This window comes from Methylobacter sp., from assembly GCF_023227905.1.
GTDB lineage: Bacteria > Pseudomonadota > Gammaproteobacteria > Methylococcales > Methylomonadaceae > Methylobacter_A.
Map to the genome: position 1 here is coordinate 1 of NZ_JALOCF010000080.1, position 13803 is coordinate 13803.

Annotated in this window: 14 protein-coding genes; 12 read left to right on the plus strand and 2 right to left on the minus strand. The window is 53.0% G+C overall.

The window, feature by feature from the left end; genetic code table 11:
- Together M0R47_RS20195 and M0R47_RS20200 are read left to right on the plus strand one after the other, a co-directional pair.
- Positions 1–465 (plus strand): aromatic amino acid lyase (locus M0R47_RS20195; protein WP_292558158.1); only part of this gene is annotated, 465 nt, incomplete at its 5' end.
- 89 nt (positions 466–554) lie between these two features.
- Positions 555–1094: a transposase gene (locus M0R47_RS20200; protein WP_292558159.1), complete on the plus strand. Its 540-nt coding sequence runs from the start codon at positions 555–557 to the stop codon at positions 1092–1094.
- A 365-nt stretch (positions 1095–1459) separates the two neighbouring features.
- On the opposite strand, the gene M0R47_RS20205 is transcribed toward M0R47_RS20200, so the two are convergent.
- Together M0R47_RS20205 and M0R47_RS20210 are read right to left on the minus strand one after the other, a co-directional pair.
- On the minus strand, positions 1460–2653 hold the full coding sequence (locus tag M0R47_RS20205) for an iron-containing alcohol dehydrogenase (protein ID WP_292558160.1): 1194 nt from the start codon (positions 2651–2653) through the stop codon (positions 1460–1462).
- A 4-nt stretch (positions 2654–2657) separates the two neighbouring features.
- Entirely contained in the window at positions 2658–2954 is a 297-nt protein-coding gene (locus M0R47_RS20210; RefSeq protein WP_292558161.1) for an antibiotic biosynthesis monooxygenase, read from the minus strand.
- A gap of 368 nt (positions 2955–3322) precedes the next feature.
- Between M0R47_RS20210 and M0R47_RS20215 the strand changes: the two genes are divergently transcribed.
- From M0R47_RS20215 to M0R47_RS20260, 10 genes are all read left to right on the plus strand, one after another.
- A complete protein-coding gene (locus M0R47_RS20215) occupies positions 3323–3736 on the plus strand; it encodes a thioesterase family protein (protein WP_292558162.1) in 414 nt (137 codons plus the stop codon).
- Complete coding sequence (locus M0R47_RS20220; RefSeq protein WP_292558163.1) at positions 3733–4320, plus strand: outer membrane lipoprotein carrier protein LolA; 588 nt, start codon at positions 3733–3735, stop codon at positions 4318–4320. Before M0R47_RS20215 ends, M0R47_RS20220 begins: the two co-directional genes overlap by 4 nt.
- On the plus strand, positions 4301–6622 hold the full coding sequence (locus M0R47_RS20225) for an MMPL family transporter (protein ID WP_292558164.1): 2322 nt from the start codon (positions 4301–4303) through the stop codon (positions 6620–6622). The genes M0R47_RS20220 and M0R47_RS20225 overlap by 20 nt, the downstream gene beginning before the upstream one ends.
- 1 nt (position 6623) lies before the next feature.
- Positions 6624–7856 (plus strand): NAD(P)/FAD-dependent oxidoreductase, encoded by a 1233-nt coding sequence (locus M0R47_RS20230; RefSeq protein ID WP_292558165.1) that lies wholly within the window; start codon positions 6624–6626, stop codon positions 7854–7856.
- A gap of 232 nt (positions 7857–8088) precedes the next feature.
- On the plus strand, positions 8089–8631 hold the full coding sequence (locus tag M0R47_RS20235; protein WP_292558166.1) for a DUF3261 domain-containing protein: 543 nt from the start codon (positions 8089–8091) through the stop codon (positions 8629–8631).
- Positions 8612–9787, plus strand: a complete 1176-nt coding sequence (locus M0R47_RS20240; protein WP_292558167.1) for a beta-ketoacyl-ACP synthase — start codon at positions 8612–8614, stop codon at positions 9785–9787. The genes M0R47_RS20235 and M0R47_RS20240 overlap by 20 nt, the downstream gene beginning before the upstream one ends.
- Positions 9784–10308, plus strand: coding sequence for a hotdog family protein (locus M0R47_RS20245; RefSeq protein WP_292558168.1), 525 nt, complete (start codon positions 9784–9786; stop codon positions 10306–10308). The genes M0R47_RS20240 and M0R47_RS20245 overlap by 4 nt, the downstream gene beginning before the upstream one ends.
- Before the next feature lie 229 nt (positions 10309–10537).
- On the plus strand, positions 10538–11263 hold the full coding sequence (fabG, locus tag M0R47_RS20250) for a 3-oxoacyl-ACP reductase FabG (RefSeq protein WP_292558169.1): 726 nt from the start codon (positions 10538–10540) through the stop codon (positions 11261–11263).
- Entirely contained in the window at positions 11257–12486 is a 1230-nt protein-coding gene (locus M0R47_RS20255) for a beta-ketoacyl-ACP synthase (protein WP_292558170.1), read from the plus strand. Before fabG ends, M0R47_RS20255 begins: the two co-directional genes overlap by 7 nt.
- Positions 12487–12512: 26 nt before the next feature.
- Positions 12513–12875, plus strand: a complete 363-nt coding sequence (locus M0R47_RS20260; protein ID WP_292558171.1) for a hypothetical protein — start codon at positions 12513–12515, stop codon at positions 12873–12875.
- Positions 12876–13803 lie beyond the last annotated feature (928 nt).

Consider the following 13803-nt stretch of genomic DNA (forward strand, 5'->3'; position numbering starts at 1 on the left):
ATGGATAGGCAAATGGCGCAGTTGATGGACCCCAAATTCAATAACGGCTTGCCTGCCAATCTTTCCGGCGTTACCGGCGAACAAGCCTTGTTGAGTCACGGCTTCAAGGCCTTGCAAATCGCCGTGTCCGCCTGGACAGCCGAAGCGCTTAAACTGACCATGCCCGCCAGCGTGTTTTCCCGCTCCACCGAATGCCATAACCAGGACAAAGTCAGCATGGGCACGATAGCCGCCCGGGATTGCATCCGTATTTTGGAGTTGACCGAGCAGGTTGCTGTGGCGGTGTTGCTTGCCGTTGTTCAGGGCGTTGAGTTGCGGGGCGATGTGGAAAAGTTAAGCCCGGCTTTGCAAAATACCGTTAGGCAATTGCGCGAATATAGCCCGTTTTTGAGTGGTGATCGGGCGTTGGAACAAGAGCTGCGGCAGTGTCTGGTGTTAATACGCGATCAGCATTGGGAACTATAGGATTCTCTGTTCCCAGACACTACTCCTCGTTCCTACGCGCCGCGTGGGAATGCAGTTAAGGGCGCGCTGCGCCCCGAGGACTAAACGCCATGGGCCGTAGCCGCTATAGAATTTGCGATGAAAAAGCCCCGCACTTTCTAACCTGCACTGTGCTGAACTGGATACCGCTATTCACCAGACCACAAACCGCAGGCATCATTCTGGACGCGCTACGCTACCGGCAAGAAGAGCACGACTGGAAAATATACGGCTACGTCATCCTGGAAAATCACCTACACATGATTGTACAAGCCGAAAATTTGGCAGTGGAATTGCCGCGCTTCAAATCCTTCACGGCTCGCAACCTGATTGATCACCTGAAAGAATGCCGCGCCGAGAGGCTGTTACAGCAGCTGGCGTTTTTCCGCAAGGAATACAAACGCGAGGATCGGGATTATCAATGCTGGGAAGAGGGATCGCATCCGCAGCTTATCGAGAACGAACAGGTACTTAGGCAGAAGCTGGAGTATATCCATCAAAATCCGGTGAAGCGGGGATATGTCGATGAAGCTGAACATTGGCGGTATTCCAGCGCCAGGGATTATGCGGGTGTTGCCGGGTTGATTCCTGTTTTTAAGGATTGGCTGTGATTTGCGGCGCAACGCGTTTGGACTGCCAGCCCTGCCCGACAGGTTCCAGCGCAATCTCCTCGCTTTTGCGTGCCACATCCTCGTTCCCTTTACACTACTACCACTCGTTCCTACGCGCTGCGTGGGAATGCAGTCCAGGGCGCGCTGCGCCCAGTGAAACGAGGGTATGTGGATGACAGGTATTGGAAGTATTTCAGCATCAGAGATAAGGCAAGCGTTGAGGCCTGCTTTGAGGTTGACTGTGACTCGCGGCGCAGCGCGCCTTAAACCGCATTCCCACGCAGCGCGTGGGAACGAGAAAAAGCGCATCAATCGCGGAAGATGCGCTTCACTTTGTTCAGAACATCCTACTCCGAACTACTAAGTCAAAGCCTCTCCACTAAAATGCCATTAATCTCCTCATCCGTCAGCACAATCGGATTAGTCTGCATACTACTACCTCGACTATTAGCCACAATCATCGGGAAATCTTCCGCACTAATGCCATAGCCATTAAGACGCGGCAGTTGCAGCCGTTCGCTCCAATCGGCCAGCAGGGCAATTAAAGCCGAACGTGCCGCAGCGTCGTCAAGCTCAGGCTGGCCGGTCAGCAATCGTCCGACTTGCGCATATTTGGTCAGGGCAGGGTTTTCCGGTTCGCGCTGCTGCATGGCCTTGATATTGACCTCGGTCGCGGCAGATACCAATGTGCCGCAGACCACGCCGTGCGGGATAGGAAAGTAAGCGCCCAGCGGCGAGGCCAAGCCGTGTACCGAGCCCAGACCCACTTGCGCCAAGGTGATGCCGGACAGCAAGGCGGCATAAGCCATCGCGGCGCGGCCTTGAGCAGCAGCCGGTTCATTTCCTTCCCAAGCGGCGAAAAAGCCTTCTTTGACCGCAGACATACCGCTCCAGGCCAGAGCGTCGATAAACGGGTTGGCTTTCAGCGAAACGTAGGATTCCAGCAGTTGGGTGAACGCGTCCATACCGTCGGCTGCGACCAGTTCGCGTGGGCAGCTCGCTAACAAATCGGGGTCGATTACTGCGTATTCGGGGATCAAGCACTCATCGCGGAAGGATTTTTTGAAGCCGTCAGCGCCTTGCACGCTCAGCACCGAATTTTTGGTCGCCTCGCTGCCGGTTCCTGCGGTGGTCGGGACGGCGATAAACGGGGTGCTGGGGCCGTGGTACGGGACGTTCTTGCCGACGCCTTCGAGGTGATCCATGACCGAATTGCCGTGCGGTAACAGTCCTGCTATCGCTTTGGCGGCATCGAGCACGCTGCCGCCACCGATGGCGATGACGACATCGACGTTTTCATTGCGAAACTGGTTGACCGCCTGATCGACCAACATCGGCGATGGTTCGCCGGAAACGGTGAAATGCAGCCAGTTGATGCCCTTGCTTTCCAGCGCTTGGGTGAAAGCTTGCCAGCGCGGCGTCGCGCAGAAAGACTGTTTTCCGGTCACCAGCAAGGCGGTGCGGCCATAGCTCGCCGCCAGCGCAGGGACTTCGTTGATGCGGCCGCTGCCGTAGCTGATGCGCGGCAAACGCGAGATAGAGAATGGAGTAAATTGCATAGAGTTATCCTTGAGGGAAAAGGCCGTCATAACGGATACCTTGGCGCGGTTCGGCCATCCATGGTGCCACGGTATCGCGCCAGGTTGAATAGTGTGCTGTTTCCTTGTGGGCCGCAGCCGCTTCGGCGGAAACATAGGCTTCATAAAGGATGAATTGGCTGGGATTTTCCGGGGATTGCAGTACGTCGAATCGGCGGTTGCCGGGTTCTTGAATAGAAGCTTCGTGGTTGAGCCGTGTGGCGGTGATAAAGTCATCGATGTGAGCGGGGTCTACTCGAACATGAACTAAGGTAACGTGCATAGCGGTGCCTTTATAAGTTATGAATGTGGTGGATATTATACTTCAGGCAACGTAGTTTCCGGCTTTTGAAAAATGACTGGTCACTTTGATTTTGCCTGCGGTTACATTGAAGGGAATAGGCTTGTAAGGTATGAGATAATATATAGCGCTGAACTGGGTAAGAATGATTTTCTCTCGTCCCCACGGGTTGCGTCACTGCCATTAAGCTAAAAAATATTTAACAAGCAGAATGTGAGTCGAGTAGGGCGAACTGTGTGCTACCTACAGCTGCGGAATTTTGTTCTGTTTACATAAAGGATCGGCTGCGATTCGCGGCGCAGCGCGCCTTACACTGCATTCCCACGCGGCGCGTGGGAACGAGATAATTAATGATTTATCAAACTTCAATTGATCTACAAATCCCCTTCCATGATGTCGATATGATGGAAGTGGTCTGGCATGGACATTACGTAAAGTATTTCGAAATCGCGCGCTGTGCGTTGCTGGAAAAAATCGATTACAACTATCCGCAAATGCGCGACTCCGGTTATGCGTGGCCGGTCATTGATATTGGCGTCCGTTATGCGAGGCCCGCGGTGTTCGGGCAGACTATTACCGTTAAAGCCCAAATCGTCGAATGGGAAAACCGCCTGAAAATGAACTACCTGATCACTGATAAAGGCACAGGCTTAAGGCTGACCAAAGGCCATAGCATCCAGGTGGCTGTTGACATGGCAACGCGGGAGATGTGTTTTGTCTCGCCTGCGGTGTTGTTTGAAAAGCTCGGCCTGGAGGCTTCTTGATTTTACTAAAAGCGCTGCTGCTGTATTTATTGGCATTCGGCCAAGGCATAGCAAGCGAAGCGGTATTGACTGAGATCACCGCACGCCTGGCGAGAACGCCGATCGCCCAAGGGGATTTCCACCAGAAAAAACACCTGAAAGTTTTGCACAAGCCTTTAAATTCTACAGGTACGTTTACGTACCACCGGGACAAGGGCGTCATCTGGAAAACCCTGACGCCGGTAGCTTCATTGCTGCTGGTCAATGAATCGAAGCTGCTGACCGGGCAGGGCGAGCAAGCGGTGCCGGCGGCTTTCGGCAAGGTTTTCAAGGCCATGCTGGGCGGCGATATATCGACGTTAACAGAGGGCTTTAACGTCACCGGTACAGATCAAAAATCGTCCTGGCAGCTGGAGTTAATCCCCAAGGATGAAATGCTAAAAAAAATTATTAGCGCGATGGTACTGTCGGGCGACACTGAACTGCGCAATCTGGAAATACGCGAAGCGGGCGGCAACATCACCCGTATAACCTTCACTAACATTACCCACCCTGCACAGTTGAGCGGTGAACAGGAAGCCGATTTTGAACGTTTATCACCCTAAGCTGACCGCAGGGCTTTGGCTGGTCGGAATGCTGGTTATTTGTATTCTCGGTAGTCAGGCCTTGACTAAAGACTGGCTGGAAACAAGCTTTTTGGCATTATTGCCAAGCAGCGAACAGCAGCCTGAAATCGCTAAAGCCACCCGGCAACATAATGAGTTGAATAACCGGAAAGTGATCTGGCTGGCGGGTGCGGCGACTTCCCAGGAGGCTATCAGTCATGCCCAAAAGCTTAAACAGCAGTTGGAACAAAGCCGGCTGTTTAACAAAGTGGTGCTGGAGTTTCCCCAACAGCAATATATCGAGCAATACCGGCAACTGTTTCTTTACCGCTATCAGTTGCTGGATGCGCAAACCCAAGAGATGCTGGTTAAAAATCCGGAAGCTTTAATCCGGCAAAATCTGGAGATACTCAACAGCCCCATCGGACAGATGCAGGCGGCCGATCTTGAGCGCGATCCGTCGTTGATCTTTAGTCGCTATTTCAGCGCACAAAACCCGGTCAAGTTGAACCTGGAGCAGGGCATCGTCGTGTTGTCCGATCAGCACCGGTTTTGGGCATTGTTGTTAACCGATCTACAGGATGAAAGGTTGCAGCTGGATAAACTGGAAACCCTGTCGAGCTTGGTTAACAGCGCAACCGGGCAAATCAAAGCGGACAGCGGCGAGCTGCTGGTTTCCGGCATGGCATTGTTTACCGCGCATGGCGCTGAGTCGGCCAAACAGGAAATTTCCACGGTCGGCATAGGCTCCAGTCTTGGCATTATCGTGCTGCTGTGGGCGACTTTCCGAAGCGTCAGGCCGTTGCTGCTATCGAGCCTCGCAATCGGCAGCGGCCTGCTTGCCGCGTTGGTTATTTGCGTGCTGTTTTTCGGCAAGATACATATCCTGACTTTGGTTTTCGGCGCCAGCCTGATCGGTGTTGCCGATGATTATGCGCAACATTTTTTGTGCGACAGTTTCGGAGAGAAGGATTGGAATCCCAGGAAAGGCCTAAAATTTATTTTGCCGGGGCTGTCTTTAGGGCTCATGAGCAACCTGTTAAGTTATGCGGGCTTGGGCTTTTCGCCGTTTCCAGGCTTGCAGGAGGTGGCGTTATTTTCCGCTATGGGTTTGCTGTTCGCCTGGCTGACGGTGGTGATGCTGTTTCCGTTGCTGCTAACGGGGTTCGCATTCGATCATCAGCCGGGCATACTTAAACTGACAACCTATTGGGAGCAACACTGGCCGCTTTGGGTAAGCAAAAACCGGCGCTGGCTAGGCTTGATGCTGGCGGTTTTTATCGCGGGCGGCCTGTGGATGCTGAAGCCGCAGGATGATGTGCGCTTGCTGCAATCGCCCCCGGCCGAGCTACTCCGCACCGCCGATAAAATCCGGTCTTTATTTCCGATGAGTCCTGACAACCAGTTTTTTCTGGTGTCGGGGAAAGATCAAGCCGACTGGCATCAAAACGAACAAAGACTGCTTGAACGCCTGGGCGCGTTAAAACAGCAAAAAGCGCTGTCTGCTTATGAAGGCTTGAGCAACTATTGGCCTGATGCAAGCCAGCAGCAGCAAAATTATCAGCTGCTAAAGCATAAGCTGTACGATTCAGGCTTGCTTAAGCGTTACATGGCCGATCTTGGCTTTGATCCGGCAGCAGTGAAAGCCGAGCACAAGCAGTTTGCCGAGGCAGAACGCAATACGCTGGCCTTGCCGGAGTGGCTGGCGGCTGCCGATGAAAGCAAGCGGCAGTTGTGGCTAGGCTGTGACGAGGGCCGTTGCCAAAGCACGGTTACTTTAACCGGCATCAGCGATACCAGCGCACTATCAATGCTGCAAAATTTGCCGGGCGTAGCCTGGGTGGATCAGGTCGAGTCGGTATCGTCGCTGTTTGCGCGTTATCGGATCAGGGCCAGCGGCTTGTTGCTGGTGGCTTTTTGTCTGGCTACACTGGGCTTGGGCGTCAAGTTCGGTTGGCGAAACAGTGCAACCATCATGTCGGTGCCGGTTGCGGCGCTGGCAGTTTCGTTAGCCATGCTGGGCTGGTTCGACCAGTTGTTCAGCCTGTTCAACCTGTTTGCGTTGTTGCTGGTTCTGGGCATCGGCGTCGATTACGGGCTGTTCTTTTTCATGGCGGGCGACAGGCGCGTCAGCACCTCATTGGGCGTTACGCTTTCGGCAGTAACAACTTTGCTGGCGTTCGGCTTATTGGCGGCCAGTTCCACCGAGATCGTGCATGCTTTCGGGTTTACCGTAACGGCGGGTATTGTAACGGCGCTGCTCTGCGCGCCATTGATTGGGCTTAAGGAATATAAAAAATAATATGACAGGCAATAAGAATAACAAAGGCGAAATTATCATCATCGGCGCAGGGCCGTCCGGCAGCATAGCCGGTGCTCTGCTGCAAAACCAGGGCTTTAAAGTGACCATTCTGGAGCGCCAGCTGTTTCCGCGATTCAGTATCGGTGAAAGCCTGTTGCCGCAATGCATGGAATTCATCAAGCAGGCCGGGATGCTGGGGGCGTTAAACAATGCCGGGTTCCAGTATAAAAACGGCGCGTCTTTCGTGCGCGGAGAGTTGCAAACCGAGTTTTCCTTTGAAGACAAATTCAGCCCCGGCATGGGCACCACGTTTCAGGTACAGCGCGGCCGGTTCGACAAGCTGCTTGCTGATGAAGCCGTGCGCATGGGCGTTGATATTCAGTGGCAAATGGAGGTGCTGGCGGCCGATTTTACAGCCGACCGGCCGGAGCTGACGGTGCGCAATCAGCACGGCGAAGTTGCGACTTACCGTGCCGACTTCGTGCTGGATGCCAGCGGTTTCGGGCGTATTTTACCCAGGTTGCTGGAGTTGGAGTCGCCTTCCGGGTTTCCGGTCAGACAAGCCCTGTTCGGGCATATCGAAGACCGCATCGGGGAAGGGCAGTGGGACAGGAACAAAATTCGCATCACCGTGCACCCCGAACATAAAGATGTCTGGTATTGGCTGATTCCGTTCAGCAACGGACGCAGCAGCGTTGGCGTGGTTGCCGAACCGGCATTTCTTCAAGGCTGGGACAGCAATGACCAGGCCTTGAAAGATATCATCCATCAAGACCCCAGCTTGACCGGCTTGCTTCAGAACGCCGTGTTCGATGAGAAAATCAACACCATCGTCGGTTATTCCGCCAATGTTAAAAGCCTGTACGGCAAAGGTTATGCGCTGTTGGGCAATGCCGGCGAATTCCTTGACCCGGTGTTTTCGTCCGGCGTTACCATTGCGATGAAATCGGCCAGCCTGGCTGCGGATGTGTTGTCCAGACAGTTTAACAATGAAGCTGTCGACTGGCAGCAAGACTATGCCGAGCCCTTGCAGCGCGGCGTCAATACCTTCCGGGTGTTTGTCGATGCCTGGTATGATGGCCGCTTTCAGGATGTGATCTTCCATCCGGGGCAACAGCCCGAAGTTAAGGCGATGATCAGTTCAATTTTGGCCGGTTATGCCTGGGACGAAAATAATCCCTACGTCAAAAATGCCCGTCCCCGGTTGGATACTCTGGTTGAGTTATGCCGCTAAGGTTATTATTTCTCGTTCCCATGCGCTGCGTGGGAACGCAGTCAAGGCGCGCTGCGCCGCGAGCCACGAATATCTTGCGTATACGTGACGCAGCGCGTGGGAGCGAGAGGCATGACGGCGTTGCGCAGGCACTTGTGTATAACGATAAGCGCGGCACCTGGGAACGAGGTGAAAATGCCCGTCCCCAATTGGATACCCTAGTTGAACTATGCCGATAAGGATTTTCAGCGCTATGGTTTTGCTCTGGCTGTCCGGCTGTACGCTGATGCAGCCGAAGCAAGCCGCGAATAGGCCGGAACTGATGCCGATGGCGCAGCCCTTAGGCCCGGCCAGACGGATCGTGCAGCAAATCAACGCGGTGTGGGCGGATCGGCAGGAATCCCTGTTGGCGGTTCTGGAGTTGGATGCACAGCATATCGCGATGGCCGGACTCAGCAACGACGGCTTGAGTTTATTCAACTTGACCTACGACGGTCATGCGGTGGCATCGGATAAAAGCCCGTTGTTGCCGGAGTCGGTCTCCCCGGAATTTATCATTAGCGATCTGCAACTGGTTTATTGGCCGATTGCCGAGCTGCAAAAAATACTCCCGGCCGAATGGCGACTGGAAACCGCCGAAAATAAACGCATTTTAATAGTCAGGAATAAAAAACAAGTTGAAGTTAATTATTTATCTCCCGATCCGGTTTGGCCTAAGGCTGTGGAACTGGTCAATTTTCAGTACAATTACCGCCTGAATATTAAAACCATAAGTTATGACCTTGTATCTGAATGACTTGGGTTTGTTGTCTGCGGTCGGCAACAGCAAACCCGAAGTTTTAAAGCGCCTGCTGGCCGGTGATCGTTCGGGGTTGGCGTCTAGCGATGAGTTTGGGACCCGCTGCATGGTCGGCGCCATTACTGCCGATCTGCCGGAGATTGAAGAACGTTACCGCATTTACAACTGCCGCAATAATCGCCTGCTGCTGGCGGCATTAGCCCAGATCGAACCGACAGTGAATGCCATGAAGGCCCGATTCGGCGCCGACCGCATCGGCGTTGTGCTGGGCACCAGCACGTCGGGAGTGCGCAACACCGAGCTTGCGTTGGATTATTGGTCAGACCAAGGCGTATTGCCGGATCAATTCCATTACAAACAGCAGCAAATGGGCGCCGGAGCGGATTTCCTGGCGGATGTCCTGGATGTGCAAGGCCCGGCCTATACGGTTTCCACAGCCTGTTCGTCCAGCGGCAAGGCGCTTGCCTCGGCGCGTCGGTTAATCAGGCAGGGCCTATGCGATGCGGTCATCGTGGGCGGGGCCGACAGCTTATGCGAGCTGACAATTAACGGCTTTGCGGCGCTGGAGTCCATTAGCACCGGGCTGTGCAAGCCGTTTGGGTTACACCGTGACGGCATCAATATCGGTGAAGCGGTCAGCCTTTTTGTGCTGAGTAAAGAGCCCGGTCCGGTGATATTGCAAGGCATAGGCGCAACCAGCGATGCCTATCATTTTGCCGCGCCTGACCCGGACGCAACCGATGTGATCAAAGCCATGCAGAATGCCTTGAAGGATGCGGGGAAAACACCGGCACAGATCGATTACCTGAACCTGCACGGCACAGCCACGGTGTTGAACGATGCAATGGAAAGCAAAGCCGTTAATGCCGTGTTCGGGCCGAAGGTGGCGGCCAGTTCCAGCAAAGGCATGACCGGGCATACTCTGGGCGCAGCCGCTGCCTTGGAATTGGCGTTTTGCTGGTTGTTGCTGACCCAGGATGACGAGCAGGGCGCGCTGATTCCCAATGTCAACGACGATGAGCCGGATACGGCACTGCCTGCGTTAAATCTGGTGAAAAAGAACGAAACCTTGGGACGCAGGATCAAAACCTGTCAGAGCAACTCATTTGCCTTTGGCGGCAATAACTTGTCTATTGTAGTGGAGCGAGCATGAGCGACGTTGTCGATGACGGCATCGATGCAGTCGTTAAGACGCCAAGGAAGCAGGCGGTAAGATCGCATCTGGAACAGCGATCGAGAGCACCAACAGTAGGCATACTGGAGGTTAGCGAGCTGGTTCCGCATAGCGGCAGCATGGTATTGCTGGACCGCATTATCGATTGTGACGAGCAGGGCTTGACTGCCGAACTGGCGGTGCGAGGCGATGGGTTATTGTGCGATGGCCCAACCGTTCCTGCATGGGCCGGCATTGAATACATGGCGCAAACGATAGCCGCGTATGTCGGCATGAAAGCAAAACAGGCCAACGAGCCGATACGGCTGGGGTTTCTGCTCGGAACCCGGTTTTATAACAGTAATGTTGCGGCGTTTGAGGTCGGTGCAACGTTGACGGTACGAGTGGAAAAAATCATGCAGGATGACGGCTTGGGCGTTTTCGAGTGCCGGATTCTGGGTGAAGGTGTGGACATTGCGGCCAACCTGAATGTTTATCAGCCTCCGCTGGGCAACATATGAGACAGTACCGTCTGTCGAAAACGTCGCGAGTTAGACCTTCCAGGTTTTACGACTGCCATGGATGGCGGCCGAGATTGCTCCAGGCAATCCTCGGCATTTCCTCCATCCATGGAGGTCAGAAGTGCTGGAGCCGCCGGGAGCGGCTCCAGTAAAAACCTGGAAGGTCTGCATACCGGCATGTTTCCCGCCTAAAACGAGATGAAGTATTGAAATAACACATGAGTACATTATGAATAAAACTGTCTTAGTGACCGGCTCCAGCCGGGGTATCGGCAAAGCGATCGCGTTATATCTGGCTAAACAGGGTTTTGACCTGGTCATCCATTGCCGCAGCCAACGTGCACAAGCCGATGCGGTTCAAGCTGAAATCAAACAGCTGGGCCGGCAAGCCCGCGTTTTACAATTCGATATTGCCGACCGAGCGCAATGCAGCGAGCAAATCAATCAGGATATTGAAGACCACGGCGCTTATTACGGCGTAGTATGCAATGCCGGCATTACTGCCGATAACGCTTTTCCGTCGCTGACCGGCGAACAGTGGGACAGCGTCATTCACAGCAATCTCGACGGGTTTTACAATGTTTTGCAGCCGGTGGTGATGCCGATGGTCAGGCGGCGCAAGCCCGGCCGCATCGTTACCTTGTCCTCGGTTTCAGGGCTGATGGGCAATCGCGGACAAGTCAATTATAGCGCGGCAAAAGCCGGTATTATCGGCGCGACCAAGGCACTGGCTTTGGAACTGGCAAAGCGCGACATTACCGTCAATTGTGTGGCTCCTGGCCTTATCGAGACGGAAATGCTCAGCGAATTGCCGCTGGAAGAAATCAAAAAAATGATTCCGGCACGCCGGGTCGGGAGCGCCAAAGAGGTTGCGGCGGTGGTGGCTTTTTTAATGTCCGAAGATGCCGCCTATGTTACCCGTCAGGTTATTTCCGTTAATGGTGGCTTATGTTGAAACGCGTGGTAGTGACCGGCATGGCGGGAATCTCGCCGATAGGCAACGACTGGTCGCAAGTTGCGGAGCGCCTTAAAAACCAGTCTACGGGTATTCAGTTTATGCAGGACTGGGACAAGTACCAGGGTTTAAATACCCGCTTGGGAGCGCCTGTCGATTTCACCAAGCCTGAGCATTATTCGCGCAAGCAAATTCGATGTATGGGGCGTAACGCCTTAATGGCAACTTATGTAACCGAATTGGCGCTGAGCGATGCCGGTTTATTGCATGACGATTGCCTCAAAAGCGGGCTGATGGGCGTTGCCTATGGAAGCTCATCGGGCAGTCCCGACGCTATCGCCGAATTCGGTGATATGCTGATTAATCATGCTACCGGCGGCTTGAATGCCACTTCCTATATCAGGATGATGGGCCATACCGCGCCGGTCAATATTAGCCTGTTTTTCGGCATAAGCGGCAGGATTTACACAACATCAAGCGCTTGCACTTCCGGCAGCCAAGGCATCGGCTATGGCTATGAGGCGATAAAATTCGGCCAGCAAAAGCTAATGGTGGCGGGCGGTGTCGACGAGTTGTCGGCTATCCAGTCCGCCGTATTTGACACTTTGTTTGCCACCAGTCTGATGAATGAAACACCTGATAAAAGCCCCAGGCCTTTTGATCGTGATCGTGACGGACTGGTCATCGGCGAGGGTGCCGGCACTCTGATATTGGAAGAACTGGAACATGCCTTGGCGCGCGGCGCTCGTATCCATGCCGAGTTGGTGGGTTTCGGCACCAATTCGGACGGTTTGCACGTTACCCAGCCTAACAGTGACAGTATGCAGGTCGCGATGCGTCTGGCCTTGCAGGATGCCGGACTGTCGGCATCCGATATTGGCTATATCAGTGCGCACGGCACGGCAACCGGCCATGGCGACGTCGCCGAAAGTCATGCGACTGCTGCGGTATTCGGCGATAAAACGCCGATCAGTGCGCTAAAAAGTTTTACCGGCCATACCCTGGGCGCCTGCGGTGCGCTGGAAGCCTGGGTGACGGTCAATATGATGAATGAAGGCTGGTTTCATGCCACGGCCAATCTTGACAACATTGACCCTGAATGTGCCCGGCTGGACTATATTAAAGAGGATATCCGCAAGCTCGATTGCGACTATGTAATGAGTAACAATTTTGCTTTTGGGGGCATCAATACCTCTTTGATTTTTAAGCGTTGGGATGGTTAACGTCCCATTCAACCTGGAGAACTACAATGATAAGAAAAACATGTTTAGCCTTGGCTTTATTGGTTTTGGCCACGGGCTGTACCACTACAGGAACGTTCAAAGTGCCGCCCGGCACTGATCTTTATGTTTACAAAAGACCCGAACCGGTTGACATCAAGGCTGACGGCAAGGTCACCACCAAGCCGTTTTTCTGGACGGCTGCCGGTGTTCCGCCTGAAGGGGGCATTCCTTACCGTTTAGAGAAAGGCGGTCAGGTTGTCAAAGAAGGTAAATTAAGGACAAAATTCCGTACCGTTTCAATATTCTGGCCACCTGCGGCGGCAATTTATTGGCCGATGGGATTTAACCCGGATATCACCTATGATTTAGTAAATGACAAGCAGGAATAAGGCTGTTGGCAGGTGATTGAAGCAGCTAGATGAGCAAAGAGTTTGTCGCCTGAATCAACATTTATTGGCATAAGCTAATAAATGTTGATGCTCTTCTACAGATCAAGGTTATCCACATTTTCTGTGGATAACTCTGTGGTTAAGCTGGAAATAAGCGTGCTAACTATTCACTTCTTAAGCTTTTTTGTTAGATTGGTTAGATTGTAGCCGGTATGCGGATGTGGGTAATCATGGGTTTAACTATCAATAAGTTAGCTCACGTAATCCTGGTTTTACCGATGTTTTTTTATAAGATGCAGTCAAGTTATTTCGACAGGATTTCGGTGCAAAAAGATACTGAGCAAGCTTGTGGAAAAAGCTTCTTTGTAAATTTGCTGTCAAGCTTTATTTTTTGAAATTTAGAGCCTCAACCATTTAATTAACAGGATGCGTTTATCGCCCTGAAAAAGTGCATGATCAGTGGTAGGAATAAAGCTTTCGGCAAGGCCGTAGGAGAGAAAGAGGTGAGGCTTTAATAAGGAGCCGCGAGCCTTAAAAAGTCAGCAAATGCAAGGCATTGCTGTCCTTAATTGGTGGGGCTATGGTTGTCCGGGATTGGGGCGACCGGTAAACAGGTCGCCCAGATAGCTCGGCTATATTCACGCGCTTGCTGTTGTCTATTTTACGAGAGTTATAAATCCGCTCAATCATGCCGTTGGACGGGATAATTTAGACAGTCAGTTTGTGACAATTACCTGTTGCCGTGGTGCGGCTAAGGTAGTTTACTAATAGGGGATAGTGGAGCTTGAGTTGTTGAAATTTAATGCCGTCTGCCGTTTTTACCGGCAGTCGTATCTTCAAATTTGACTTTTAAAGGTTTTCCGCAATACAGATTGCCGTCAAGTCCGGCTATAGCGGCTCTTGCTTCGTGGCCTTCCATGCCGATAAA